This is a genomic window from Streptomyces sp. NPDC059875 (assembly GCF_042731085.1).
Classification (GTDB): Bacteria; Actinomycetota; Actinomycetes; order Streptomycetales; family Streptomycetaceae; genus Streptomyces.
The window spans coordinates 172,539-198,340 of sequence record NZ_JBHWJZ010000010.1; the positions used below are offsets into that span (position 1 = coordinate 172,539).

Sequence of the window (25,802 nt, forward strand, 5' to 3'; positions counted from 1 at the left end):
CCCATGCTGCTCGAAGTGCGCGATCTGCACGTGGAGTTCCACACCCGGGACGGGGTGGCCAAGGCCGTCAACGGGGTCAGCTACTCGGTCGACGCGGGCGAGACGCTGGCCGTGCTCGGCGAGTCCGGCTCCGGCAAGTCCGTCACCGCCCAGGCCGTCATGGGCATCCTCGACATCCCGCCGGGAAAGATCACCGGCGGCGAGATCCTCTTCCAGGGCCAGGACCTGCTGACGTACAAGGAGGAGGAACGGCGCAAGGTCCGGGGCGCGAAGATGGCGATGATCTTCCAGGACGCGCTGTCCTCCCTCAACCCGGTCATCAGCGTCGGGGACCAGCTCGGCGAGATGTTCCAGGTCCACCAGGGCATGTCCCGCAAGGACTCCCGGACCAAGGCGATCGAGCTGATGGACCGGGTCCGCATCCCGGCGGCCAAGGAACGGGTGGGGCAGTACCCGCACCAGTTCTCCGGCGGCATGCGCCAGCGCATCATGATCGCGATGGCGCTCTCCCTCGAACCGGAGCTGATCATCGCGGACGAGCCGACGACCGCGCTCGACGTCACCGTCCAGGCCCAGGTCATGGACCTGCTCGCCGAGCTCCAGCGCGAGCTCAACATGGGCCTCATCCTCATCACCCACGACCTCGGCGTGGTCGCCGACGTCGCCGACAAGATCGCCGTCATGTACGCGGGCCGGATCGTCGAGACCGCCCCCGTCCACGAGATCTACAAGTCACCCGCCCACCCCTACACCCGCGGCCTGCTCGACTCGATCCCGCGCCTGGACCAGAAGGGGCAGGAGCTGTACGCCATCAAGGGCCTGCCCCCGAACCTGCTGGCCATCCCGCCCGGCTGCGCCTTCAACCCGCGCTGTCCGCTGGCCCGGGACGTGTGCCGCACCGACGAGCCGCCGTTGTACGAAGTGTCGGAGGAACGCCGCAGCGCGTGCCACTTCTGGCAGGAGGCCATCCGTGGCTGAGCCGATTCTCGAGGTCCGGGACCTGTACAAGCACTACCCGCTGACCCAGGGCATCCTCTTCAAGAAGCAGGTCGGTGCGGTCAAGGCCGTCGACGGCGTCGACTTCGACCTGGCGGCGGGGGAGACCCTGGGCATCGTCGGCGAGTCCGGCTGCGGCAAGTCGACCGTGGCCAAGATGCTGGTCAACCTGGAGCGCCCGACCTCGGGCTCGATCCGCTACAAGGGCGACGACATCACCACGCTGTCCCCGAAGGCCCTGCGCGCGGTCCGCCGCAACATCCAGATGGTGTTCCAGGACCCGTACACCTCGCTCAACCCGCGGATGACCGTCGGCGACATCATCGGAGAGCCGTACGAGATCCACCCCGAGGTCGCCCCGAAGGGCGACCGGCGGCGGAAGGTCCAGGACCTGCTCGACGTGGTGGGCCTCAACCCGGAGTACATCAACCGCTATCCGCACCAGTTCTCCGGCGGCCAGCGTCAGCGCATCGGCATCGCCCGCGGCCTCGCGCTCCAGCCGGAGATCATCGTCGCGGACGAACCGGTCTCGGCGCTCGACGTGTCCGTCCAGGCCCAGGTGGTGAACCTCCTGGGGAAGCTCCAGGACGAGTTCTCGCTCTCGTACGTGTTCATCGCCCACGACCTGTCGATCGTCCGGCACATCTCCGACCGGGTCGGCGTCATGTACCTCGGCAGGATCGTGGAGATCGGCACCGAGGACCAGATCTACGAGCACCCCACGCACCCGTACACCCAGGCGCTGCTCTCCGCGGTGCCGGTGCCCGACCCGGACGCGCGGGAGCACCGCGAACGCATCATCCTCACCGGGGACGTACCCTCGCCGGCCAACATCCCCTCGGGCTGCCGCTTCCGCACCCGCTGCTGGAAGGCCCAGGAGCGCTGCACGCTGGAGGTCCCGCTGCTTGCGGTCCCCGCGGAGTTCCGGCTGTCGGACACCCCGGCGAAGCACGACTCCGCCTGCCACTTCGCGGAGGAGAAGCACGTGGTGCCCACGGAGCCGACGGAGGGCGAGTCGGAGTAAATGGGTTAACACGCAGGCAACTCGACCGACCCGGCTCCGATATACGGACGCGTCACTCTCGACAGCGTACGGCCGTGCGGGTGCCGTAGGCCGGCCGGGACGCGCCATGTCGTCCCGGCCGGCCGCCGCGTCGCCCCGCCTTGCCGGTCGAATATGCGGAATCGCTTGTTTCGCCGCGTGGTAGCGGTGAGTATCGGCCTCGTGACAGTGACTCGCGCAGCACGACTCACCGGCGCCGCCCTCTCCCTCGTACTCGCCCTCGTGACCGCGGGCTGGATCCTGCGGGACGTCGCCGCCCTCGGCGGCTCGTACACCGACCTCGCCTGGTACTGGGCCGGGGACCATCGCCTGCTGCTGCGCGACCGGTCCGCCACCACGGGCTTCGACCTCGTCCTGACGGGCATCTACGTCGCCACCGCCGTCGCGGCCCTGCGCTCGCCCCTCGCCGCCTCCGCCTTCGCCGCCACGGGCGCCGTCACCCTCGCGTTACGGCTGCCGGGGATGTGGGCCACCGGAGACGGCAACGGAGCCCTCCTCACCACGCTCCTCGACCTGGCCCTCGCCGCCGGCCTGCTCGTCACGGCCGCGGTCGGCCGCCGCCCCGCCGATTCGGTGTACGAGCCCCTCCCGAGCCGCCCCCGCTCCGGCCCCGCCATCGCCGCCGCCGTCCTGCTGCTGATCGCCGCTCTCGCCGAGACGGCCTGGGAGGTCTACTGGGCCCTCGAACTCCCCGCCGAGATCACCGTCGACCGCTTCACCGGCGGCCGCTCCCTCCTCGCGCCGCTGCTCGCGCCGCCGCCCGGCTGGCTCGTCGCCGTCGTCGTGCTGCTGATGCTGACGGCGGCGGGTGGCGCCTTCGCCCGTCGCCCGTACGCCCGCCCCCTCGGCCTGGTCTCGGGTGCGCTCCTGTGCGGCGGGGGAATCATGGGTTTCCTGGCGGCCGTGCGGTACGAGCTGATCGAGAACGTCGTTCACCGCGACCTTCCGGAGCAACTGACCGTCCTGTCCTCGGCGTTCTACGTCCTCGCCGGTGCCGCCGTCCTCGTCGTGCTGGCCGGCCGGGGCGAGCGCCCTGTCGCCCCGGCCCCGCTGGGCACCCCGGTGTTGCCACCCGCACCGCCGTTCCCGCCGCCGCCCGGCTGGTGAACCCCTAGGGCCTGTCCGGCGGATCAGGGTCTAGGGGGCCGGGGGCAGCGACCGCTGCAGGAAGTCCACCTGGAGCAGGAGCAGGTTCTCCGCCACCTGCTCCTGCGGCGTCATATGGGTCACGCCCGTCAGCGGCAGCACCTCATGGGGCCGCCCCGCCGCGAGCAGCGCCGAGGACAGCCGCAGCGTATGGGCCATCACCACATTGTCGTCGACCAGACCATGGATGATCATCATTGGTCGTGCGGGGTTCTCCGGCGCCGACAGACCGTCGTCGGTGACCAGCGAGTTCGCCGCGTACACCTCCGGACTGTCCTGTGGGGTCCCCAGATACCGCTCCGTGTAGTGGGTGTCGTAGAGCCGGAAGTCGGCCACCGGCGCCCCCGCGATCGCGGCATGGAACACATCGGGCCGTCGCAGCACCCCGAGGGCCGCCAGATAACCGCCGTACGACCAGCCCCGGATCGCCACCCGCCCCAGATCCAGCGGGAAGTCCTTCGCCAGCGCGTGCAGCGCCTCGACCTGGTCGTCGAGGGCGGGCGTCAGATCGTTCGCGATCGCCTTCTCCCAGGCCGGAGACCGGCCCGGAGCGCCCCGCCCGTCCGCGACGATCACGGCGAAGCCCTGGTCGGCGAACCACTGGGACGTCAGATGCGGGTTGTGCGCGGCGAGCACCCGCTGACCGTGCGGACCACCGTACGGATCCATGAGTACGGGCAGTAGTCCGTCACCTTCCCGGTACCCCGAGGGGAGCAGGACGGCGCACGGAATCCGCCGTGCGCCCCCTTCCACCAGACGCACCCGCGCCGACAGCACCGGCGTCTCCGCGTGCGAGGCGATCACCGCCACCTGCTCGCCGTCGCGCAGCACCCGCGCCACACTCCCCGGCGTGTCCGGCCGGGCGGAGACCAGCACCGTCACCGCGCCGCCCCGCACCGCCGAGTGAATTCCGGTCCCCTCGGAGACCCGCTCCACCCCCAGCTCATTGACCCGGTAGACATGGATCTCCCCGGTCTCCGGCTCCGCCGCCTCCTCGCCGGCCGACGCCGACACCAGGACGTCGTTCTCCCCGACGTCGAGGACGTTCAGCAGCTGGAGCTGCGCCCCGGTGAGCGCCCGGTCCCCGACCGCCAGCACCCGCGCCCCGCCCTCGTCGGCGATCCGGACGAGACGCCCGTCCGGAGCCCAGGCCGGCACCCCCGGCAGCAGCTCCAGCCACACCGGGTCCTCGTCCACATGCACCGTCCGGGTCGCCCCGGACTCCGCGTCCACCGCCAGATGGAGCTGCGTGCGCTGGTCACGGGCCTGTACGAGGATCAGCGGAGCCCCACCCGACGACCAGTGCACCCGGGCCAGATACGGATACCGGTCCCGGTCCCACTCGACCTCCGTACGCTCCCCGGCGAGATCCACCACGTACAGCCGCACCTCCGCGTTCGGCGTCCCCGCCGCCGGGTACGGCACGACCCGCGGCTCCCGGTCCGGATGCGCCGGGTCCGCGATCCACCACCGCCGCACCGGCCGGTCGTCCGCCCGCGCCGCAAGCAGCCGGTCCGACTCCGGCGACCACCAGAAGCCCCGCGAGCGCCCCATCTCCTCGGCCGCCACGAACTCCGCCAGACCGTAGGTCGTGTGCGCGTCCTCCGGCTCCGCCAGCGCCCGGTCGCCCTCCCCGTCCGCCCCCGCCACCCGCAGCGCGCCCCGCGTCACATAGGCGATGTGCCGCCCGTCCGGCGACGGCCGCGGATCGATCACGGGCCCGGGCACCCGCAGCTCCCGCGCCGTCCCCGCCCTCAGCTCCGCCGCGAACAGCCGCCCCGACAGCGCGAACGCCGCCAACTCCACGGCCGCGTCCACCGCATAGGCCACGATCCCGCCCGAGCCCTCGCGGCTCCGCTCCCGCCGGTCGCGCTCCTCGGCCGACAACTCCTCGGCCGCGCCCTCGAGCAGCGCCTCCGGATCGGCCGCGAGCCGCTCCCGGGCCTCGCGCGCCGGACCGTCGAGGTCGAGCACCCACAAGGCGTGCGAACGGTCGGTACCGGACGACGAGCGCACGAACACCACCCGCTCACCGTCCGGGGAGACCGTGAACGCTCGCGGAACGCCCAGGGTGAAGCGCTGCGTCCGGGCGTACTGACGAGGGAACGAGAGCGGGAACGACCGCTGTTGCCTGGAGGTCATGCGACCGAACCTAGCGCTGTGCGCCCCCCTGTGCCCCCGTACACCATCAATGCGAAGCCACACATAGTTATGATCCGTAGCGCTAGGTGGGTAGGGGACAGCTGGCACATGCTCGCCGACCTGACCGTCCGAATATCCGACCGAAGAAGTGTGGAGGTGAACCGCCGTGGCACTCTCGATTTCGGCGGTGGTGCTGCTGGCGATCGTCGTCTTCCTGCTGATCCGGAAATCCGGGCTGAAGGCTGGACATGCGGCGGTCTGCGCGCTCCTGGGGTTCTACCTGGCGAGCTCGTCCATCGCCCCGTCCATCAGCACCCTCACCACGAACGTGGCGGGCATGATCGGCGGCCTCAAGTTCTGACCTCGGACGCTGCGAGTGGCCCCGCCTCGTAGGGTGGGGCCATGACGGTTCTCCCAGCCCGTCGTCTGCTCCTGGTGCACGCGCACCCCGACGACGAGTCGATCAACAACGGCGCCACCATGGCCAGGTACGCGGCCGAGGGTGCCCAGGTCACCCTGGTGACCTGCACGCTCGGCGAGGAGGGCGAGGTCATCCCGCCCGAGCTCGCCCACCTGGCACCCGACCGGGAGGACCGGCTCGGGGCCCATCGCGTCGGCGAACTCGCCGCCGCGATGAAGGAGCTGGGCGTCACCGACCACCGCTTCCTCGGCGGCCCCGGCCGCTTCCGCGACTCCGGAATGATGGGAGTCGAGCAGAACCGGCGCGAGAACGCCTTCTGGAACACGGACGTCGACACCGCCGCCCCGTACCTCGTCGAGATCATCCGCGAGACCCGCCCACAGGTCCTGGTCACCTACGACCCGGACGGCGGCTACGGCCACCCCGACCACATCCAGGCCCACCGCGTCGCCATGCGCGCCGCCGAGCTGGCGGCGGACGCCTCGTACCGCCCCGACCTCGGCCCGGCGCACGCGATCGCGAAGATCTACTGGAACCGGGTCCCGCGCCCGGTCGCCGAGGCCGCCTTCGCCCGGCTGCGCGTCGAGGGCGCCGACTTCCCCGGCATCGCGGACATCGACGACGTGCCGGGCGTGGTCGACGACTCCCTGATCACCGCCGAGATCGACGGCGGTACGGGAGGCACGGACTGGGCGGGGCGCAAGACGGCCGCGATGCGGGCCCATGTCACCCAAATCGCCGTCGACGGACCCTTCTTCGCCCTCTCCAACGACCTCGGCCAGCCGATCTTCACCACGGAGTACTACCAGTTGGTCAGGGGCACACCGGGCGCACCGGCGGGCGTGCGCGAGAAGGACCTGTTCGCGGGTGTGGTGACGCCGTGAACATCCGTGTGGTCTGGTACGTACTTTTCCTCGTCCTCGGTGCACTCGTCGGAGCGGCGGGCTCGCTCGCCCAAGGCGCCTGGTTCCCCGGGGGATTGATCATCGCGCTGCTCGCCACCGCGGGCGTCTTCTACGGAGGGCTGCGGGCCACCGACACGCAACTGGGCCTCGCGGCGCCGGCGGCGGGCTGGCTCGTCGCGATCGTGCTGCTCAGCCTCGGACGGCCGGAAGGCGACGGGGTCTTCGGCGGCGGGGTCGAGGAGATGATCTATCTTCTGGGCGGCATGGCCGTCGCTGTGATGTGCGCCACCATGTCGCGGCTGTCGCGACCGGCCTCGTGAACAGGCCGAGTTGAGCGGAGCTTCTGTGAAGGGCTGCCCGGACTTCGGCCGGAATGCCCCGTGCTCGATCCCCGGCCGTCGGGTGCCTGTCGGCGACGGCCAGTATGGTGGTGCGCGCCGCCGAGCCGCCCGGGTACACGAGCACCAGCAAGAGCGGGCGGTGGAGCCAACCGGGAGAACCTGCTTTGAGTCGTGAAACTGGTCGAGAGACTGACAGTTCGTCCTCCGGCGCCCAGGGGCGCGGTGGAGCCGCGTACCCCTCGGGTACACCGCCGTACGGATCCCGTCAGTATCCGTCGCTCCACCCCACGCAGGACGGGTCCGACGACACGGCCGGCGCCGCCGCCGCGTCCGCTCCGCCGCAGCCGGAGGAGCCGAAGACCGAGACCACGCTGACCACCCGGATCCGGATCAACATCCCGGGTTCGCGGCCGATCCCGCCCGTGGTGGTCCGCAAGCCGGTCGGGGAGACCGAGGCCCAGGCCGAGGCGCCCAGGCGTGAGCCGGCCGCCGCCCAGAAGGCCCAAGTGCCGGCCCCGGCCCCGGCCCCGGAGCGCGAGGCCCCGGCTTCGCCTACGGTGGAGCCGGAGCCCAAGGCCGAGGACAAGCCCACCAGCGACTGGTTCGCCCCGCGCAAGCCGGCCGCCCCCACGGCATCGGCGGCCCCGGCTCCGGCCGCGCCCGCCACGCCGTCCGCACCCTCCGCGCCGTCCAGGCCCGCCGGACCCTCGGGGCCCGCGGGCCGGGGACCCGGTGCCGCTCCCGGCGGCCCCGGCGCGCCCGGACGTACGCCTCCTCCGGGTGCGCGACCCCCGGCCACGGGCGGCCCGGCCCGCGGTTCCGGCTTCGCCGGGCCCGCGACCGGCGGCATCCCGACCGTCGGCGGCGCCTCGATCGCGGCGACCCCCGCGTCCGGTACGCCGATGTACCTCGCGACGCCGCCGCAGGACGAGGCCGCGTACGGCCCCGACGGCGCCCCGTACTCCCCGGGTGCTCCCGGTGGCCCGGGCGGCCCGAAGCCGCCGACCGGTCCGACCACCGGCCCCGTCACCGGCAGCAGTCCGGTGGGCGGCGCTCCGGTGGGCGGCGCTCCGGTGGGCGGCGCTCCGGCGGGCGGTGGCCCGCTGGGTGGCGGCCCACTGGGCGGCGGGCCTCTCGGCGGCGGCCCCTTCGGGGGAGCGCCGCGCATGTCGGACGACACCGCGGTCCTGACCCCGCAGAGCCCCGGCCCGATCACCCCGCCGGGCGCGGGCACCGGCGGCGGCCACGTCTCCGGTGACACGCTCACCAGCGGCATCCCCGTCGTGCCGTCCGGCCCGGACCTCACGCCCCGCCTCCCGGACCGAGGCTTCTCGGCGCCCGAGGTCGTCGGCGGCGCCCCGGCGCCCGCCGCTCCGAGGACCTCGACGCCCTCCGCCTCAGCCTCCTCCGCCCCGGCGAAGAAGGGCCGCTCCAAGCTCGTCCTCGTCGGTGTCGGCGTGTTCGGCCTCGTCGGCGTCGCCTACGGCGCCGGCCTGCTCCTCAACCACTCCGACGTCCCCAAGGGCACGACCGTCCTCGGTGTCGACATCGGCGGCGGTACGAAGGAGGAGGGCGTCAACAAGCTGGAAGCCGCACTCGGCAAGCGCGCCCACGCCCCCCTCCGGCTCAGCGTCGGTGGGAAGACGGTCGAGCTGTCCCCGGACAAGGCCGGTCTCTCCCTCGACAGCCAGGAGACCGTCCGCGCCGCCGCGGGCAGCGACTACAACCCCGTCTCCGTGATCGGCTCGCTCTTCGGCGGCGAGCGCGTCGCCGAGCCGAAGCTCCCGGTCGACGAGGAGAAGCTGGCCGTGGCTCTCACCGACGTCTCCGGCACGTCCGGCTCGGCCACCGAGGGCACCATCCGGTTCTCCCCGGGCAAGGCCACCGCCGTACCGGGCAAGCCGGGCAAGGGTCTGGACGTCGCCCGTTCGATGATCTTCGTCAAGGACGCGTTCCGCGCCCAGGTCCAGACGGGCCAGTCGAAGCCCGTCGAACTGCCCGTCGTCACCCGCGAGCCCACCATCACCCAGGCCGAGCTGGACCGGGCGATGAAGGAGTTCGCCCAGCCCGCGATGTCCGACCTGATCACGATCAAGGCGGGCTCGAAGGAGATCAAGTTCGGCCCGGCGCGGTCGCTGCCGCAGATCCTCTCCATGAAGCCCGTCGGCGGCCGCCTGGTGGAGGTCTACGACAAGAAGGCGATCGAGAAGCTCCTCGACGGCGTCTTCGACGGCATCGTGATCACCAAGGGCGACGGCAAGAAGCACCAGGTCTCCGCCGACGACGTGGCCTTCGTGATGCGCGACGCCCTGATGGGCAAGACCCCGGCCGAGCGGACGAAGGTCATCGACCTGAACGGCGAGGGCTGACGCTTCGTACGAGCGAGGGAGCCCCATCCGGCAGCAGTCTGCCCGAGCCGACGCCGGCGGCCGAGCGGGCCGGGTCGCAGATGTCGGTGGTCTGCACCGCGCCGGGCGCGGTGGTCCACGGCCCCCGGCTGCCCGCTCAGCAGCCACCCGACCCGCACGAACATCACCCGTCGGGCCCGCGCCCACGTCGGCTCGACGGGTTCTTTCAGGACGTGGGCGCGTCCGGCTTCGGCTTCCGCTTCACCTCGTTCACCTGCACGTCCTCGGTCTCCGGAGCCCCGAACGTTTCGACGATCACGCCGCTGCCGGTGCCGGTGACCTCCAGGGCCACGTGGCTGCCCATGAAGCGCAGGTCGACCCGTGCCCGGGGCTTGCCCGCGTGGTCGGGCATCCGGTGGATTCGCGGCGCCGGGTAGTCGAGGCTCGTCAGCTTCGTGTGCATCGCCTGGTAGTTGGTCGTGCCGGTGTTTCTGAACGCCTCGCCGACGCGCTGCGCGTGCTCTTCGCCGGTGCACCTCTCGACGGCGGTCAGCGGAACCTCCTGGACCGGCTCGGACGCGACCGGATTGGGCGCGGTGGAGTCGGGGGTCGGCTTCGACGGCACGGGGTCATCCACGGGAATCGGGATGTCCCCGTCGGCGTTCGGCACACCCGGTGGCGTCTCGCCCGGCCCGTATCTCGGGGTGGGCGCGGCCTCCCAGCCCGGCAGGTCCTCGGGTCTGGGCGCGAGGTCCGGGGCGCAGCCCCGATTGACGCGGTCCAGCAACGTGAGGAACCGCATCTCCGGGTCGCCGTCGGTCGGCGGAGCGACCGGCGGGGTCGTCGCCGAGACGGTGCCGCCGGCGGGGGTCTGATCGGCGGTGGCCTTCTGGGTGCCGCAGCCGGAGAGGACGATGCAGCCGAGCACGGCCGCCAGCAAGGGCTTCGCAAGGGTTGTCGATCGCATGCACGCATCATGCGGAGGCCGCGTCACCGGGCACATGAGCATGCGTACTCACGTCACTTGAGCAGACAACCACCCGAAGAATCGGAGTCTTTGGCTCCGTGTCCAGTGGGTCGGCGGCGTGCCCGGTGTGGGGATGGGGGAGGTCGTGGGTGCGTCGTGTTCAGCTTTCGCCGAAGGACCCGTTCGGGGGAGCCGGGCGAAACCCGGGTGACCTGGATGCTGTCTCAGACCGTGCACTGTCGAGATTCAGTCCAGTCGGAGAGAGACCCATGCGCGTGATCACCCGTACCGCAACCACCGCCGCCGCCATCGTGTTGGCGGGCCTGAGCCTGACGGCCTGCGGTGACGACAAGTCCGCCGACAAGGCGGCCGGCGACGGCCCGTCGGCGACGGCGTCCGCGTCCGGCTCCGCGTCGACCTCCGCGTCCGCCTCCGCCTCGGCGAGCTCGTCGGCGAGCGGCTCCGGCTCGAACGCGTCCTCCTCCGGTGGGTCTTCCTCGGGCACGTCCTCCGCGGGTACGTCGACGGGCGGCGGAACGGGCGGTGCCACGGGGGCGTGTACGACGAAGAACACCGCGCTGACGTTCATCGCGTCCGCTCACCACGCGAGCGAGCAGGAGCCGGCCGGGGCCACCATCAAGGTCACCAACACGTCGAAGGCGACCTGCACCATCGTCGGCGCCAGCACCCTGGTGGCCAAGGACGACCAGGCCAAGGCCGAGCCGATCAGCGCCGACAACTCCAAGAACGGCACCGACGCCGTCGACATCAAGCCCGGCGCCTCGGCCGAGGCGATGGTCATGTACCAGGACCTGAACTTCGAGGGCTCCGCATCGGCCCGTGAGGTGTGCGCCATCCAGGCGTCCACGGTCGAGATCGCACTGCCGGACGACGAGGGCCGTAGCGTCAAGGTGACCAAGGCCGACGGTTCGGCGGCCACCTTCAACGTCTGCGGTCCGGACGTGAAGTTCGACCGCTTCGGCCGCTGACGCCCGGCCGACGCATCTCCCGAGGGCTCTTGCCTCTCCCGTAAGGGGAGGCCGCAGAGTGGTCCGCATGGACGGCGAGACGCTCTACTCGATCGGTGAACTGGCGCGGCGGACCGGGACGACGGTCAAAACCGTCCGCTTCTACGCCGACGAGGGCATCGTCCCGCCCGCCGACCGCACACCCGCGGGCCACCGCCGCTTCGGCGCCGACGCCGTCGCACGCATCGACCTCGTACGCACCCTGCGCGACTTCGGTCTCGGCCTTCCGGCCATCCGGAAGGTCGTGGACCGGGAGGCCACCCTGGCCGAGGTCGTCGCCGCGCACGCCGACGCGCTGGACGTGCAGATCCGCACGCTGCGTCTGCGGCGCGCGGTGCTGACGGCGGTGGCAGGGCGCGGGTCCACCCCGGAGGAGCTGGACCTCATGCACAAGCTCGCGCGACTGTCCGCCGTCGAACGCGACCGTCTGATCGCGGACTTCCTCGCCGCCGCCTACGGCGCTCTCGACGCGGGCGTCGTCCGCTCGATGACACCGGAGCTGCCCGACGACCCCGACGACGCGCAGGTCGCCGCCTGGGTGGAGCTGGCGGAACTGGCCCAGGACCCGGAGTTCGTGGCCGGCGCCCGGGGGATGGCCGAGCGGTTCGCCGCCGCGCACGAGGGCGGCCTCACGCCCCCGCGCCCCGACATCGTGGCCGTCGTCCGCGAGACGGCCGACCTCGCCCTCGACCCGGCCTCGCCGGCGGCGCGCGCGATCGTCGCCCACGTCACCGCCCACCCCTCCTGCCCCGACGACCTCCGCTCGTACCTCGAAGCCGCCGCCGACCCGCGCCGAGTCCGCTACCTCCAGCTGCTCGCCGTGATCAATGCCTGGCCACCGCCGGAGCCCTTGGCCCCCGCCCTCGACTGGTTCCTGCGGGCGCAGGCCGAGCAGCCACAGGCGGATCCTGACCGCCGCAGGGCAGGTCACAGGGAGGGGCACCTCCAGCGTGAGCGACCGGACCCGCGCTAGTTCAGCAGCGCCCGCGCCGCCTGCGCCCGGTTGCGGATCGATGCCGCCGCGCTCGGTTCGACCGCGTCCACGACCGTGGCGTACGCCTCCATCTCCGCCGCCCCCGCCAGGAACTCGCCGCGCTGGACCAGCAGCTCCGCGTGTTCGTAGCGCAGGCGGGCCGGGTGGGAGGGGAGGAGGAGGGACAGCTCGACCGCCCAGAGCGCGACGCCCGAGCGTTCCGGGCGTGGTGAGGCCCAGGCGCGGATGTTGTTGAGGATGCGCAGGACGATGTCCAGGCGGTCCGCCGGACGCAGCATCGAGGGTTCCAGGGGCTCGCCCGTCGCGCCCGCCACCAGCAGCTCCGCGTCCAGGCCCGTCATCGCCCGGCCGCCCGCGAAGGGGTCCGCGAGGACCTGCGCCGCCGGGTCGCCGAAGCCGACGACGAAATGGCCCGGGAGGCCGAGCCCGTACACCGGCGCGCCCGCCCTGCGGGCGACCTCCAGCCAGACGACCGACAGCAGGATCGGCAGGCCCCGCCTTCGCTGCAGGACCTCGTGCAGCAGCGAGGACTCCAGGCGCTGGTAGTCGGCCGGGGTGCCCTGGAAGCCGTACCGGTCGCCGAGCAGCCGGGAGAGCGCCGCCACCCACTCCGCCGGGTCCCGCAGACCATAGGGCAGCTCGCCGGCCAGCCGGTCCAGCTCGATCTCCGCCGCGTCCAGGTCGGCCGGGGTCACCCCGTCGTCCGCCACCGCGCCGATCAGCAGACAGAGCCGCGCGAGGTCCGGACGCCTCGAACGGGCCTCCTCCGCGAACTCCCGCCGCCAGTCGGTCACGCCGGTCACCTCGCTCACGCCTCCGCCGCCCGGTAGTGGTGGTAGTGGTGATGGACCGCGAAGCCCATCCCCTCGTACAGCGCCCTTGCCCCGTCGTTGTCCGCCTCCACCTGGAGCCAGGCCGCCGACGCGCCCTCGTCGAGGGCCTGCCGGGCGAGCGCCGTCATGACGGCCGTGGCCAGGCCCTGGCGCCGGGACGCGGGGTCGACCTCCACAGCCATGAATCCGGCCCAGCGGCCGTCGACCACACACCGTCCGATCGCCGCCGGTATGTCTCCCGTGCCCGGTACGGACGCGAACCACACACTCGGGCCGCTGGAGAGGACGCTCGACACATGGGGGCCGGGCACACCGAAACGGTTGTAGCGCCGCAGCCAGGACGCGTCCAGGTCCCGGGACAGCCGGACGGACGAGACGTCGGCGTCCAGGTCCCCGATCGGCGCGAGCCCGCCGACCCGTACCTCCGCCGAGACCTCCGCCTGCCAGCCGCGCCGCTCGAGCTCGGCGCAGAGGAGTTCCTGCGTGCCCTCGGCACCGGTCGCCGTCTGGACGTACGCGGGCAGATCCCGCTTCGCGTACCAGTCGCGCACCCGCGCCAGCGCCTCGTCCAGCGGCAGGCCCGGGTCGCCGAGGGGAAGGACGGAGTTGGCCCGGCGCGTGAACCCCGCCGCCGCCCGCAGCGTCCACTCGCCGAGCGGCTCGCTCTCCACCGGCTGCCACGCGCGCGCCGTGACCCGCGCCAGCTCGTCGAAGGAGGCCGCGGGCCCCCGCCTGCGGGCCGGGGCGGCGGGCACGACCTTCCCCGCGACCAGCGCGGATTCCGCGATCCGGACGCTCTCACCGGTCCTGCGTGTGATCAGCAGCACACCCGCGTCCCATGATGTGAGAACGCCGACCGCGTCGGTGAAGCGCTCACCCGGGGCACCGGAGTGTGTCACGTACCGAACTGAGACACGTTTTCCCACGTCAGCGCGGGTAATACGCATCTCTAGGCGTCCTCCAGCGGTGAATTCCACAGGTTCTCCGCCCCTCCTGTTCGGATCGTCCCCAAGAACGGAGATACTAGGGGCGGGCATCGACGACGCCGCGCTCCCGCGCAGACCAGCCCTACCGAGGAGGAACGACAGCGTGACCTACGTCATCGCGCAGCCTTGTGTCGACGTCAAGGACAAGGCTTGCATCGAGGAGTGCCCCGTCGACTGCATCTACGAGGGCTCCCGGTCCTTGTACATCCACCCGGACGAATGCGTCGACTGTGGTGCTTGTGAGCCGGTGTGCCCGGTCGAGGCCATCTTCTACGAGGACGACACCCCGGAGGAGTGGAAGGACTACTACAAGGCGAACGTCGAGTTCTTCGACGAGCTCGGTTCGCCCGGTGGTGCCTCCAAGCTCGGCCTGATCGAGCGCGACCACCCCTTCATCGCCGCTCTGCCGCCGCAGAACGGCTGATCAACCACCCTCGGTCCCGTACGGCCTCGCCCGCTGTACGGGACCGACGCGTTTCCCCGACGCGTCACCCCGTACGTACGAGGAAGTGAGCCAACTCGTGAGCGCAGTCTCGGGCGCAGTCTCTTCGCGCCTGCCCGTCTTCCCCTGGGACAAGCTGGAGCCGTACAAGAAGACGGCGGTCGCCCACCCGGACGGCATCGTGGACCTGTCCGTGGGCACACCGGTCGACCCGGTGCCGGAGCTGATCCAGCGGGCGCTGGTCGCGGCGGCCGACTCGCCGGGCTATCCCACGGTGTGGGGCACCACCGAGCTGCGGGACGCGCTGACGGGCTGGTGCGAGCGGCGCCTGGGCGCGGTCGGCCTCACCCACGGGAACGTGCTGCCGGTCGTCGGCTCCAAGGAGCTGGTGGCCTGGCTGCCGACCCAGCTGGGGCTCGGCGCCGGGGACCAGGTCGCGTACCCGCGGCTCGCCTACCCGACGTACGAGGTCGGCGCGCGGCTCTGCGGCGCGGAGCCGGTCGTCTACGACGACCCGACCACCGACCTCGACCCGGCCGCGGTCAAGCTGCTCTGGCTCAATTCGCCCTCGAACCCCACCGGCAAGGTCCTCGGCAAGGACGAGCTGACCCGGATCGTGGCCTGGGCGCGTGAGCACGGCATCCTCATCTTCTCGGACGAGTGCTACCTGGAGCTGGGCTGGGAGGCCGACCCGGTGTCGGTCCTGCACCCGGACGTCTGCGGCGGTACGCACGAGGGCATCGTCGCCGTCCACTCGCTCTCCAAGCGCTCCAACCTGGCCGGCTACCGCGCCGCGTTCATCGCGGGCGACGCGGCCGTCCTCGGCGAGCTGCTCCAGATCCGCAAGCACGGCGGCATGATGACGGCCGCCCCGGTGCAGGCGGCCACGGTCGCCGCCCTGGGCGACGACGCGCACGTGGCCGAGCAGCGGGAGCGGTACGCGGCCCGGCGCGCGGCGCTGCGGACCGCCCTGGAGGCGCACGGCTTCCGGATCGAGCACAGCGAGGCGAGCCTCTACCTGTGGGCGACGCGCGACGAGCCGTGCTGGGAGACGGTGGCGTACCTGGCCGAGAAGGGCATCCTGGTCGCGCCCGGCGACTTCTACGGGGCGGCGGGGGAGCGGTTCGTCCGCGTGGCCTTCACCGCCACCGACGAGCGGGTCGAGGCGGCCGTCAAGCGCCTGGCCTGACGCCACCGACGTCGTACGTATGTGAGAGGGCCCGGGGAGCGTGTGCTCCCCGGGCCCTCTCCCGTACCGGTGCCGGAGTACCGGACGGCGTCAGCCGCCGAGCGGCAGGCCGCCCAGCGACGGCACGCCGCCGCCGGTCGGCAGGGCGCCGCCGAGGCCACCGGCCGACGGGGCGCTCTCGGAGGCCGCACCGGCGGTCGAGCCGAGGACCTCGCCCGCGCTGCCCGCGGTGTCGCCCGCGACCTTCTGCGCGGCCGGGGCGGCGGTCTTGCCCGCCGCGCCCACGGTCTTGCCGGCGGCCGGGACGGCCGTGCCGACGGCCTTGCTGCCGGTGTCGCCGACCACGCCGGTGGCGGTCTGGGAGGCGCCGTCGACGGCGGTGCCGACACCGGCGCCGTCCAGGCTGGAGATACCGGAGAGGGCTCCGGTCGGCGCGATGTTGTGGTCCAGGGCGCTCGCGGAGCCGGCCGCACCGACCACGGGGGCTGCTCCGGCCGCTACGAGGAGTGCGGCGCGGGCGATCCGACGGGTCAGGGGGAGGGACATGGTGCTCCTTCGACGGAGAGGACGTTCTGACGCCGTGACAACCGAGGCGGGGGAGGGAGAGGTTGCGGCGGCCGAAGGTAAAGGCTGTGCAATGCATCGCATTATCGGGTGGGGAGGAAAGCGGACGAACGCGTCCGAAGATCCAACGTCTGCCGAACCGTCACTTCCCTTGCGTGGCAAGGGAAGTGGCAGGGAGTTGCCGGGGCGCGGCGAGGGGCGCGCGGACGGCGGTCCGCGAATACCCGGTCGGGTGAAGGGTCGTACACGCGCCCGGCGCGCGGGTCGAGCAACCAGGGCGACGCCGGGCGGGCCGGCGCGGATGATCGCGGGCCACCCGTCCGTCCCGTCGTCGGGCGCGCTGCCGGAGCCACCGGGGCTACCCGGGCGTCGCCTGGCGGGCCGCGGGGCCGGCTACCCGGGCGTCGCCGGTCGCGTCCCCCGTCATCTGGCGAACCGCCTGCCGCGCTGCCGCGCTAGCGCGCGAGCTTGATACGGACCGTTCCGTCGCCGGCCGCGTCCGCCGTCCTTGCCCACGTGCCCGTGGAGTCGCCCGCGCGCCAGACCTTGTCCGCGTACGCGACTTCCGAGATCCGCAGGTCGTCCGCGCGCGCCACCGCCCAGTGGGCGAGCTCCCAGCCGCGCTGCGCGTCCGTCCCGGTGGTCGCCAGGACCGGTACCGAGACCACGGCGGGGGCGGCGCCCGTCTTGGCTCCGGAGCGTCCTGAGCCTCCCGAGCTGCCGCCGGCCGTCGCCTTCGGGGCGGCCTTCTCGCCGAACGCCCGCACCAGCTCCGCCCGGACCTTCGTCGGATCGCCCGGCTCCCCGTCCTGCACCTCGCCGGTCGTACAGCTGAGCGCGGCGGCCGAGCGGCCGGTCAGCGCGGCCGCCAGCAGCGCCGCGTCCGGCTCGTGCTTCGCGTACGCCTGCGGGAAACCGCTGCGCTGCACCTTCTGCGCCGCCACGGTCAGCGGGAGCCGCGAATAGCCCGGAACCTTCGCGAGACCTTCGTAGAACTTCCCCGAGGAGTACACCGGGTCCATGATCTGCTCCGGCGTTCCCCAGCCCATGGACGGGCGCTGCTGGAACAGACCCAGGGAGTCCCGGTCGCCGTGCCGGATGTTGCGCAGCGCGGACTCCTGGAGCGCCGTCGCCAGGGCGATCGTCACCGCGCGCTCCGGCATCCGGCGCGTCGTGCCGACGGCGGAGATGGTGGCGGCGTTCGACGCCTGCTCCAGCGTGAACTCGTATGTGTTCTCGCCACTCCCCACACGGCACTGGGGAGCGCCCTTGGGGCCCGTGACCTGGTGCACGGCCACATAGGCGATCAGGCCGCAGAGCACGGTGAAGGCGGCCGTGAACCTGGCGAGACGGCCTGTGCGGGAGGTGCGGGGGGTACGGGTGGGCTCGGACACGGGGCCCACCGTACTGGAGGCCGGGTTAGGGTCGGCACATGGCTGACAACGCTCCCCTCGACCTCACGCTGGACGGTCCGGCGCTCACCGCCGCGCTCGTCGACTTCCCCTCCGTCAGCGGGACAGAGAAGCCGCTCGCCGACGCGATCGAGCTGGCCCTGCGCGCCCTGCCGCACCTGACCGTCGACCGATACGGCAACAACGTCGTGGCCCGCACCCGGCTCGGCCACGCGGAGCGCGTCATCCTGGCCGGCCACATCGACACCGTGCCGATCGCGGACAACGTGCCCTCACGCCTCGACGAGAACGGCATCCTGTGGGGCTGCGGCACCACCGACATGAAGTCGGGCGTCGCCGTCCAGCTCCGGATCGCCGCCACCGTCCCCGAGCCCAACCGCGACCTCACCTTCGTCTTCTACGACCAGGAGGAGGTCGCCGCCCACCTCAACGGCCTCGGGAAGGTCGCCGAGGCGCACCCCGACTGGCTGGAGGGCGACTTCGCGATCCTCCTGGAGGGCTCGAACGCCGAGGTCGAGGGCGGCTGCCAGGGCACGCTGCGGGTCCTCCTGCGGACCGAGGGCGAGCGCGCCCACTCCGCGCGCTCCTGGATGGGCTCCAACGCCATCCACGCGGCGGCCCCGATCCTGGCCCGGCTCGCCGCGTACGAGCCGCGCAAGCCGGTCATCGACGGTCTGGAGTACCACGAGGGCCTCAACGCGGTACGGATCGAGGGCGGCGTCGCCAACAACGTCATCCCCGACGCCTGCACGGTCGTCGTCAACTACCGCTACGCCCCCGACCTCACCCAGGCCGAGGCCGTGGCGCACGTCCGCGAGGTCTTCGCCGACTGCGGGGTCGCCGAGTTCGTGATCGACGACCACAGCGGCGGCGCCCTGCCCGGCCTCTCGCACCCGGCCGCGGCCGAGTTCATGAAGGCGGTCGGCGGCACGGCCCACCCCAAGTTCGGCTGGACCGACGTCGCCCGCTTCAGCGCCCTCGGCGTCCCCGCGGTCAACTACGGCCCCGGCGACCCGATCTACGCGCACAAGGTGGACGAGCACGTGATCGTGGACCGGATCGTGCAGTGCGAGGAGCGGCTCCGCGACTGGCTCACTGACTGACAGCCGTAATTTCGCTTTTTGTCACGTCTGTGGACCTACCCTGACCGAATCAGAAGATCAGTGGATCGGTGGAGGGAGCAGGCCATGGGTATCCCCGAGGGAGCGTCGAAGCCGGAGGAGCAGCGGCTGGGACCGGTGCTCAGGCGCCGGGAGCAGGTCCAGCCGGGCACCACGGATCAGCGTCTGCTGGACACCGAGGGCGACTCGGAGTGGGTGCACACCGACCCCTGGCGGGTCATGCGCATCCAGTCCGAGTTCGTGGAGGGCTTCGGCGCCCTCGCCGAACTGCCGAGCGCGATCAGCGTCTTCGGCTCGGCCCGCACGAAGCCGGACTCGCCGGAGTACGAGGCCGGCGTGCGGCTCGGCCGCGCGCTGGTCGAGGCGGGCTTCGCGGTGATCACGGGCGGCGGCCCGGGCGCCATGGAGGCGGCGAACAAGGGCGCGCGGGAGGCCAAGGGCATCTCGGTGGGCCTGGGCATCGAGCTCCCCTTCGAGCAGGGGCTCAACCCGCACGTCGACATCGGCGTGAACTTCCGCTACTTCTTTGTCCGCAAGACGATGTTCGTGAAGTACGCCCAGGGCTTCGTGGTCCTCCCGGGCGGCCTGGGCACCCTGGACGAGCTCTTCGAGGCGCTCACGCTGGTCCAGACGCGGAAGGTGACCCGCTTCCCGATCGTGCTCTTCGGTACGGAGTACTGGAAGGGCCTCGTCGACTGGCTCCGCGACTCGGTCGTCGCCGGCGGCAAGGCCTCGGAACGGGACCTGCTGCTCTTCCACGTGACGGACGACGTGGAAGAGGCGGTAGCGCTGGTCTCGAAGGAGACAGGCCGGTAGAGCCGCGGGTGCCCCCGGTCGGTTGTGGGCATGCGTTCCGCGTGGGGGTCCCCCCAGGACGGAGTCCTAGGGGGAGGAACGGGTGGGCACAACCGACCACCGGCCTGCAGGCGCAGGTCTACGCGAGCCCCCTGCGGGCCACTGCGGGCGCCCGGTGCCCCGCGATCGTCGCCACCATGTCGAGCACCTGCTTGGTCTCGGCCACCTCGTGCACCCGGTACACCTGGGCGCCCAGCCACGCGGAAACCGCCGTCGTCGCCAAGGTGCCGAGCACCCGCTCCTTCACCGGCCGATCCAACGTCTCGCCCACGAAGTCCTTGTTCGACAGAGACACCAGCACCGGCCACCCAGTCTCCGCCATCTCCCCGAGCCGTCGCGTCGCCTCCAGGCTGTGGCGGGTGTTCTTGCCGAAGTCGTGACCCGGGTCGATCATGATCCCGTCCCGCCGCACGCCCAGCTCCACCGCCCGCTCCGCGAGCCCCACGGTGACCCGCAGGATGTCGGCCATCACGTCCTCGTACTCGACCCGGTGCGGCCGGGTCCGCGGCTCCGCGCCGCCCGCGTGGGTGCAGACGAGACCGGCGCCGTACCGGGCGGCGACCTCCGCGAGTCGCGGGTCCACCCCGCCCCACGCGTCGTTGAGGACGTCCGCGCCCGCCTCGCAGACCGCCTCTCCGACATCGGCGCGCCAGGTGTCGACGCTGATGACGACGTCCGGATGCCTGCGCCGTACCTCCGCGACGAAACCGACCGTACGCCGCGCCTCCTCCTCGGCCGTGACGTCCTCGCCGGGGCCCGCCTTCACCCCGCCGATGTCGATGATCGCGGCGCCTTCGGCGACCGCCTGCTCGACGCGGGCGAGGGCCGGCTCGTCGCGGAAGGTGGCGCCCTGGTCGTAGAAGGAATCGGGGGTCCGGTTCACGATCGCCATGATCACCGGCTCGTGCGGCCCGAATTCACGCCGTCCCAAGCGCAGCATCCCTTATGTCCTCCCTCGCGTCCGTTCGCCTGTGACCCTAACTGTCGGTGGCACATGGCACGATCGGCACCGGACGATTTCCACTCCGGGGAGAGGCGCGCTGGTGTTCTGGTTTTTGCTGATCGCGATGGTCGTGGTCGTGGCGGCGGTCACCCTCGCGGTGGTCGGCGGAGGCGACAGCGAGGTGCTGCCCGAGGTGGCACCGGAGCAGTTGGTGGACCCCCTGCCGGCGGCGCGGCCGATCGACCGCGCCGACATCGAGGCGCTCCGGCTGCCGGTGACCGCGCGGGGCTACCGCATGGCGGACGTGGACGACGTCCTGGGTCGGCTGGCGGCGGAGCTCGCGGAGCGGGACGCGCGGATCGCGGATCTGCAGGCGGCGCTCGCGGGCGGGAACGGCGGAGGGAACGGCGGGCAGGGGCCCTCGCTGCACAAGGACGAAGGACAGTGACCGGCGAGGCGATCCCCGGCCCGGACGGCCGACTGCGCTGCCCCTGGGGCCTGTCGACCGAGGACTACGTGGCGTACCACGACGAGGAGTGGGGCCGCCCGGTCCACGGCGACGACGCGCTGTTCGAGCGGCTGTGCCTGGAGGCGTTCCAGTCGGGTCTCTCGTGGATCACGATCCTGCGCCGGCGCGAGGGCTTCCGGCGGGCCTTCGCCGACTTCAAGATCGCCTCGGTGGCGGAGTTCGGCGAGGCGGACCGCGAGCGGCTCCTCGTGGACGAGGGCATCATCCGCAACCGCGCGAAGATCGACGCGACGATGGCCAACGCGAAGGTGCTCGCTGAGTGGGCCCCCGGCGAGCTCGACGCCCTGATCTGGTCGTACGCCCCGGACCCGGCGACCCGCCCGGCACCCCTGACCATCGCCGACGTCCCGGCGGTGACCGACGAGTCGACGGCCCTGTCGAAGGCCCTGAAGAAGCGCGGCCTGCGGTTCATCGGCCCGACGACGGCCTACGCCCTCATGCAGGCCTGCGGCCTGGTCGACGACCACGTGCAGGGCTGCGTGGCCCGGGGCGCCACCAAGGGGCGCCCCGGGGGCGCGCGCTAGCGGCCCACGTACTTCGGCTTCTCCTTCGCCAGGAAGGCCTGGACCGCGATCGTGTGGTCCTCGGAGGCGCCCGCCTCCGTCTGGAGCTCGTCCTCCTTCTCCAGCGCCTCGGCGAGTGAGTGGTCCGCCCCGTACGCCATCGACTGCTTCAGCGCCGCGTAGGCCACCGTCGGGCCCTCGGCCAGCGTGCGGGCGACCTTCAGGGCCTCCTGCGCCAGGTCGGCGGCCGGGACCAGCTTGTTCACGATGCCGAGCTCGTACGCCTCCTGGGCGCTGATCGAACGCGGGAAGAGCAGCAGGTCGGACGCGCGGCTCGCGCCGATCAGCCGCGGCAGCGTCCACGACATGCCGGAGTCGGCGGTGAGCGCGACCCCCGCGAAGGAGGTGTTGAACGCGGCGGTGTCGGCGACCACCCGGTAGTCCGCCGCCAGCGCGAAGCCGAAGCCGGCCCCCGCCGCGACGCCGTTCACGCCCGCCACCACCGGCTTCTTCATGCCGGTCAGCGCCCGGACGATCGGGTTGTAGTGGTCCCGGACGGTGTTCATCGTCGCCTGCGACCCGGACTCTTTGTCCGTCATCAGCAGGCCCACGTGCTCCTTGAGGTCCTGACCCACGCAGAACGCCCGGTCGCCCGCCGCCGTGAGCAGCACCGCACGTACGGCGGTGTCCGCCGCGGCCGCCTCCGCGGCGTCCCGCAGGGCGACCTTCGCCTCGATGTTCATCGCGTTCATGGCCTCGGGCCGGTTGAGCGTGATCGTGGCGAGTCCGTCGCTCACTTCGTACAGCACGGTGTCGGCCATTGCGGCTTCCCTTCGCGTCTTTGCGTCCCTGACCCTCCCCTGGACTTCGTCCGGGGACCCCCAGCATGGCGGAGATCACGCACCCCGCACATGTGAGCTGCGTCAAAGACCGACGGGGTGGTGGTGGCGCGGTGGCGGCGAAGTATCGCAGGCCGATCGCCGGAATGGGCTGTTTTGCGGAAGCGCGTTGCGCAAGCGATGCAGTCTGATGTTGGTCATCGGGTCCTGTGATGCGGGATAATGACCTGGAAGCAATGTGTTCGATGCCGGTGACGTGTGCTCCCGATCAGGGGCCGTCGGCTGACGAAGAGCTGGTTTCAGGAAGGGGAACAAGCATGGCGGCCATGAAGCCGCGGACGGGCGACGGCCCGCTCGAGGTGACCAAGGAGGGGCGGGGCATTGTCATGCGCGTTCCGCTCGAAGGCGGCGGTCGGCTTGTCGTCGAGCTGACCCCGGACGAGGCCGAAGCACTCGGCGACGCCCTGAAGCAGGTAGTCGGCTGACGCGACAAGCCAGGATTGTCCGCTCCTGCCCCGGCACGGTACTCACCGCGCCGGGGCAGGAGTGTTTTCCGGCTCGTGCCTACGGATCGGGGCCTACGGATCTGGGTCTACGGATCTGCGTCTACGGATCCTGGCCTACGACCCTGGGGCCTTACGGCGCCGGGACCTTGCGGCCCTGGGGCGCTACGGCTCCGGCCCGGCGTTTCCGCGCGTCAGCCGCGCCGTACCGCGCACAGCAGGCCGTCGCCCACCGGCAGCAGCGACGGCAGCAGCTCCTGGCTCTCGCGGACCGCCCGCAGCAGCTCGCGCACGCGCAGCACCTCCGCCGGCTGGGCCGCCGAGTCGACGGTACGGCCGTCAGCGAAGACGCCCTCGAAGCAGACCAGACCCCCCGGTCGCAGCAGGCGCAACGATTCAGCGAGGTAGTCCAGGCACTCCAGCCGGTCGCCGTCGCAGAAGACGAGGTCGTACCCGCCGTCCGCGAGCCGCGGCAGGACGTCCAGGGCGCGGCCCGGGATGAAACGCGCGCGGTTCCCGGCGAAGCCCGCCGCCCGGAAGGCCGTCTTCGCGAACTGCTGGCGCTCGGGCTCCAGGTCCACCGTCGTCAGGACCCCGTCCGGCCGCATCCCGTGCAGCAGATAGATCCCGGACACGCCCGTTCCGGTACCGATTTCGGCCACTGCTTTCGCGTCGGCGGTCGCGGCCAGCAGGCGCAGGGCGGCGCCGGTGCCCGGAGACACCGAGGGCAGCCCTGCGTCCCGGGCCCGCTCACGGGCCCAGCGCAGCGCATCGTCCTCGGCGACAAAGGCGTCGGCGAACGCCCAGCTCGTCTGCCGGTTGGCGGTAATGGCCCTCTCCTGTCCCCGTAGTTGGCGCAACGGTGACTGTATCCGCTGCACGCGGGAACCCGCAGATGGGACCGCGCGTTCAAAGAGGCAGGACGCGATACGGAGCGCCGGGCGAGCCGACCCCCAAATTCGCGTAAAGATTCTTATCCGGAGCTAACGGGCGAGGTGGCTATGGTAGGGGCTCCACTGGACACCACCAGAGCCGACAGGGGAGGTGCGGCTGCGCCTGTGGATCGGGGAGGAGTGCTTCGGCGTCTTCTCAGGTCGGCGGGTGAGCCGAAATCCGTGACCGACACCGCTGACCGTTTCCACACCGCCGACTCCGCTCCCACCACCGCGACCTTCGCATCGGATGCGGAATCGCAGGCGTGGACTCCGCCCACTTGGGAGGAGATCGTCAGCACGCACAGTGGCCGGGTCTATCGCCTCGCCTACCGGCTGACCGGCAACCAGCACGACGCGGAGGACCTGACCCAGGAGGTCTTCGTCCGCGTCTTCCGCTCGCTGTCGACGTACACGCCGGGCACCTTCGAGGGCTGGCTGCACCGCATCACCACCAACCTCTTCCTCGACATGGTCCGCCGCAAGCAGCGGATCCGTTTCGACGCGCTCGCCGACGACGCGGCCGAGCGGCTGCCCAGCCGCGAGCCCTCGCCGCAGCAGGCGTTCAACGACACGCACTTCGACGCCGACGTACAGCAGGCTCTCGACACCCTCGCGCCCGAATTCCGGGCCGCGGTCGTCCTCTGTGACATCGAAGGACTCTCGTACGAGGAGATCGCCGCCACGCTCGGCGTGAAGCTCGGCACGGTCCGCAGCCGCATCCACCGCGGGCGCTCGCACCTGCGCAAGGCGCTGAAGCACCGTTCCCCCGAGGCTCGGGCGGAGCGTGCGCTGGCCGCCGTCGGCTGGGAGGGCGGTACGGCGTGAGCACACGTCCTGCCGGCCCGACCCCCGCGGAGCAGCACCTCGGGGACCGGCTCGCCGCGTTGGTCGACGGGGAGCTCGGCCACGACGCCCGCGAGCGGGTACTCGCGCACCTCGCGACCTGCGCCAAATGCAAGGCGGAGGCGGACGCCCAGCGCAAGCTGAAGAGCGTCTTCGCCTCCACCGCACCCCCTCCGCCCTCGGAGGGCCTCCTCGCCCGTCTCCAAGGGCTGCCCGGGGGGCCCGGTGATCCGGGGGGCGACGACCGTCGGGGGGGACCCTTCGACGACCTCTTCGGCCTGGGCGGCGGAGGCGGGGTCGGTGGCGTCGGCGGGGTGAAGTCCGACGGCTTCGCCACGGCCGCCGCGGTCTCCCCGCACTCCGGCTTCCGTATCCACGAGGTGGGCGGCCGTGGTGACCACGACCGTTCGCCCTGGCGTGGGCGGCGCTTCGGCATCGCGGCGGCCAGCGCGGTCTCGTTCGCGGCCATCGCGCTCGGTGGTGCCCTGCCGCTGGAGTCCTCGGTGGGCGTCGGCGCGCGTGGCGAGGGCACGGGTAACACCGTGACTCCGCTGCGGGCCGCGGCCTCGGGCGGCGGCACCGGCCCGAACTCGGGCACGGGCGCGGGTACGAACGCGGGCACGGTCACCGGTCGCGGCGGGCGCTCGGGAGAGCGGTCGGTCACGGACTCCTCGTCCGCGACGAACCCGGTCGGCGCGCCGGTGTCGACGCCCGGGATCGTGGCGCCCGCACCCCTGGTGCCCGGTGGCGCGACACCCGCGGTGGCCGGCCCGCTCCAGGACCAGGCTCCGCCGTCGCTGCTCGCCCTCTCGCCGTTCATACGTCCCACGGGACCGGCCCTGCACCTGGCGTTCACGTCCGGGCTCAACCCGCTGGGCGGCCCGACGCACACCTCGCCCGCGACCCCGAGCTCGTCGACGATCCCGCTCACCGCCCAACGCTGACCCCGGACCT

Annotated in this window: 27 protein-coding genes; 18 read left to right on the plus strand and 9 right to left on the minus strand. The window is 72.2% G+C overall.

The window, feature by feature from the left end; translation table 11 throughout:
• The first annotated feature begins 3 nt into the window (after positions 1-3).
• The 3 genes from ACFV9D_RS15510 (at position 4) to ACFV9D_RS15520 (ending at position 3,166) form a co-directional block, all read left to right on the plus strand.
• Positions 4-978, plus strand: a complete 975-nt coding sequence (locus ACFV9D_RS15510) for an ABC transporter ATP-binding protein (protein ID WP_385145612.1) — start codon at positions 4-6, stop codon at positions 976-978.
• A complete protein-coding gene (locus tag ACFV9D_RS15515) occupies positions 971-2,020 on the plus strand; it encodes an ABC transporter ATP-binding protein (RefSeq protein WP_385145614.1) in 1,050 nt (349 codons plus the stop codon). Before ACFV9D_RS15510 ends, ACFV9D_RS15515 begins: the two co-directional genes overlap by 8 nt.
• Before the next feature lie 201 nt (positions 2,021-2,221).
• Entirely contained in the window at positions 2,222-3,166 is a 945-nt protein-coding gene (locus ACFV9D_RS15520) for a hypothetical protein (protein WP_385145616.1), read from the plus strand.
• Positions 3,167-3,196: 30 nt separating this feature from the next.
• Here the strand turns inward: ACFV9D_RS15520 and ACFV9D_RS15525 are convergent, their stop codons facing one another.
• On the minus strand, positions 3,197-5,347 hold the full coding sequence (locus ACFV9D_RS15525; RefSeq protein WP_385145618.1) for a prolyl oligopeptidase family serine peptidase: 2,151 nt from the start codon (positions 5,345-5,347) through the stop codon (positions 3,197-3,199).
• A gap of 166 nt (positions 5,348-5,513) precedes the next feature.
• Here ACFV9D_RS15525 and ACFV9D_RS15530 point away from each other — a divergent pair, with 166 nt between their 5' ends.
• From ACFV9D_RS15530 to ACFV9D_RS15545, 4 genes are all read left to right on the plus strand, one after another.
• Entirely contained in the window at positions 5,514-5,708 is a 195-nt protein-coding gene (locus ACFV9D_RS15530) for a hypothetical protein (RefSeq protein WP_137993529.1), read from the plus strand.
• Positions 5,709-5,749: 41 nt separating this feature from the next.
• Positions 5,750-6,652 carry an N-acetyl-1-D-myo-inositol-2-amino-2-deoxy-alpha-D-glucopyranoside deacetylase gene (gene mshB / locus ACFV9D_RS15535; protein WP_385145620.1) on the plus strand — a complete coding sequence of 301 codons (903 nt, stop codon included), beginning with the start codon at positions 5,750-5,752 and terminating at the stop codon, positions 6,650-6,652.
• Complete coding sequence (locus tag ACFV9D_RS15540; protein ID WP_385145622.1) at positions 6,649-6,993, plus strand: DUF6113 family protein; 345 nt, start codon at positions 6,649-6,651, stop codon at positions 6,991-6,993. The genes mshB and ACFV9D_RS15540 overlap by 4 nt, the downstream gene beginning before the upstream one ends.
• Positions 6,994-7,178: 185 nt before the next feature.
• Positions 7,179-9,383 carry a hypothetical protein gene (locus ACFV9D_RS15545; RefSeq protein ID WP_385145624.1) on the plus strand — a complete coding sequence of 735 codons (2,205 nt, stop codon included), beginning with the start codon at positions 7,179-7,181 and terminating at the stop codon, positions 9,381-9,383.
• A 205-nt stretch (positions 9,384-9,588) separates the two neighbouring features.
• On the opposite strand, the gene ACFV9D_RS15550 is transcribed toward ACFV9D_RS15545, so the two are convergent.
• The gene (locus ACFV9D_RS15550) at positions 9,589-10,329 is read right to left on the minus strand and encodes a hypothetical protein (protein WP_385145626.1); all 741 of its coding nucleotides are present in this window, start codon (positions 10,327-10,329) and stop codon (positions 9,589-9,591) included.
• Between the two features lie 269 nt (positions 10,330-10,598).
• Between ACFV9D_RS15550 and ACFV9D_RS15555 the strand changes: the two genes are divergently transcribed.
• Together ACFV9D_RS15555 and ACFV9D_RS15560 are read left to right on the plus strand one after the other, a co-directional pair.
• Positions 10,599-11,318: a DUF4232 domain-containing protein gene (locus ACFV9D_RS15555; protein WP_385145628.1), complete on the plus strand. Its 720-nt coding sequence runs from the start codon at positions 10,599-10,601 to the stop codon at positions 11,316-11,318.
• Positions 11,319-11,385: 67 nt separating this feature from the next.
• Entirely contained in the window at positions 11,386-12,330 is a 945-nt protein-coding gene (locus ACFV9D_RS15560) for a MerR family transcriptional regulator (protein WP_385145629.1), read from the plus strand.
• Here ACFV9D_RS15560 and ACFV9D_RS15565 read toward each other — a convergent pair.
• The gene (locus ACFV9D_RS15565) at positions 12,327-13,163 is read right to left on the minus strand and encodes a tetratricopeptide repeat protein (protein WP_385145631.1); all 837 of its coding nucleotides are present in this window, start codon (positions 13,161-13,163) and stop codon (positions 12,327-12,329) included. The genes ACFV9D_RS15560 and ACFV9D_RS15565 overlap by 4 nt on opposite strands.
• Positions 13,160-14,161: a GNAT family N-acetyltransferase gene (locus ACFV9D_RS15570; protein WP_385145633.1), complete on the minus strand. Its 1,002-nt coding sequence runs from the start codon at positions 14,159-14,161 to the stop codon at positions 13,160-13,162. The genes ACFV9D_RS15565 and ACFV9D_RS15570 overlap by 4 nt, the downstream gene beginning before the upstream one ends.
• A gap of 112 nt (positions 14,162-14,273) precedes the next feature.
• On the opposite strand from ACFV9D_RS15570, the gene fdxA reads away from it, so the two are divergent.
• The gene (gene fdxA, locus ACFV9D_RS15575) at positions 14,274-14,594 is read left to right on the plus strand and encodes a ferredoxin (protein WP_003985062.1); all 321 of its coding nucleotides are present in this window, start codon (positions 14,274-14,276) and stop codon (positions 14,592-14,594) included.
• Between the two features lie 97 nt (positions 14,595-14,691).
• Positions 14,692-15,801 (plus strand): bifunctional succinyldiaminopimelate transaminase/glutamate-prephenate aminotransferase, encoded by a 1,110-nt coding sequence (locus ACFV9D_RS15580; protein ID WP_385145635.1) that lies wholly within the window; start codon positions 14,692-14,694, stop codon positions 15,799-15,801.
• Positions 15,802-15,891: 90 nt separating this feature from the next.
• Here the strand turns inward: ACFV9D_RS15580 and ACFV9D_RS15585 are convergent, their stop codons facing one another.
• The gene (locus ACFV9D_RS15585) at positions 15,892-16,347 is read right to left on the minus strand and encodes an ATP-binding protein (protein ID WP_385145636.1); all 456 of its coding nucleotides are present in this window, start codon (positions 16,345-16,347) and stop codon (positions 15,892-15,894) included.
• Between the two features lie 473 nt (positions 16,348-16,820).
• Positions 16,821-17,759 carry a hypothetical protein gene (locus ACFV9D_RS15590; RefSeq protein WP_385145638.1) on the minus strand — a complete coding sequence of 313 codons (939 nt, stop codon included), beginning with the start codon at positions 17,757-17,759 and terminating at the stop codon, positions 16,821-16,823.
• A gap of 38 nt (positions 17,760-17,797) precedes the next feature.
• Here ACFV9D_RS15590 and dapE point away from each other — a divergent pair, with 38 nt between their 5' ends.
• Positions 17,798-18,880 (plus strand): succinyl-diaminopimelate desuccinylase, encoded by a 1,083-nt coding sequence (dapE, locus tag ACFV9D_RS15595; protein WP_385145640.1) that lies wholly within the window; start codon positions 17,798-17,800, stop codon positions 18,878-18,880.
• An 84-nt stretch (positions 18,881-18,964) separates the two neighbouring features.
• Positions 18,965-19,714 carry a TIGR00730 family Rossman fold protein gene (locus ACFV9D_RS15600; protein ID WP_361864109.1) on the plus strand — a complete coding sequence of 250 codons (750 nt, stop codon included), beginning with the start codon at positions 18,965-18,967 and terminating at the stop codon, positions 19,712-19,714.
• 118 nt (positions 19,715-19,832) lie between these two features.
• On the opposite strand, the gene folP is transcribed toward ACFV9D_RS15600, so the two are convergent.
• Entirely contained in the window at positions 19,833-20,693 is an 861-nt protein-coding gene (gene folP, locus ACFV9D_RS15605) for a dihydropteroate synthase (RefSeq protein WP_385145642.1), read from the minus strand.
• Positions 20,694-20,796: 103 nt separating this feature from the next.
• Between folP and ACFV9D_RS15610 the strand changes: the two genes are divergently transcribed.
• Positions 20,797-21,144, plus strand: a complete 348-nt coding sequence (locus ACFV9D_RS15610; protein WP_385145644.1) for a DivIVA domain-containing protein — start codon at positions 20,797-20,799, stop codon at positions 21,142-21,144.
• Positions 21,141-21,749 (plus strand): DNA-3-methyladenine glycosylase I, encoded by a 609-nt coding sequence (locus tag ACFV9D_RS15615; RefSeq protein ID WP_385145646.1) that lies wholly within the window; start codon positions 21,141-21,143, stop codon positions 21,747-21,749. The genes ACFV9D_RS15610 and ACFV9D_RS15615 overlap by 4 nt, the downstream gene beginning before the upstream one ends.
• Here the strand turns inward: ACFV9D_RS15615 and ACFV9D_RS15620 are convergent.
• On the minus strand, positions 21,746-22,549 hold the full coding sequence (locus ACFV9D_RS15620; protein ID WP_385145648.1) for an enoyl-CoA hydratase/isomerase family protein: 804 nt from the start codon (positions 22,547-22,549) through the stop codon (positions 21,746-21,748). The genes ACFV9D_RS15615 and ACFV9D_RS15620 overlap by 4 nt on opposite strands.
• Positions 22,550-22,884: 335 nt before the next feature.
• On the opposite strand from ACFV9D_RS15620, the gene ACFV9D_RS15625 reads away from it, so the two are divergent.
• The gene (locus ACFV9D_RS15625; RefSeq protein ID WP_006346801.1) at positions 22,885-23,052 is read left to right on the plus strand and encodes a DUF3117 domain-containing protein; all 168 of its coding nucleotides are present in this window, start codon (positions 22,885-22,887) and stop codon (positions 23,050-23,052) included.
• 212 nt (positions 23,053-23,264) lie between these two features.
• Here the strand turns inward: ACFV9D_RS15625 and ACFV9D_RS15630 are convergent, their stop codons facing one another.
• Positions 23,265-23,930, minus strand: coding sequence for an O-methyltransferase (locus ACFV9D_RS15630; protein ID WP_385145696.1), 666 nt, complete (start codon positions 23,928-23,930; stop codon positions 23,265-23,267).
• Positions 23,931-24,071: 141 nt separating this feature from the next.
• Here ACFV9D_RS15630 and sigE point away from each other — a divergent pair, with 141 nt between their 5' ends.
• Entirely contained in the window at positions 24,072-24,830 is a 759-nt protein-coding gene (gene sigE, locus ACFV9D_RS15635) for an RNA polymerase sigma factor SigE (RefSeq protein ID WP_385145650.1), read from the plus strand.
• Positions 24,827-25,792 carry a zf-HC2 domain-containing protein gene (locus tag ACFV9D_RS15640; protein WP_385145652.1) on the plus strand — a complete coding sequence of 322 codons (966 nt, stop codon included), beginning with the start codon at positions 24,827-24,829 and terminating at the stop codon, positions 25,790-25,792. Before sigE ends, ACFV9D_RS15640 begins: the two co-directional genes overlap by 4 nt.
• The last annotated feature ends 10 nt before the right edge of the window (positions 25,793-25,802 follow it).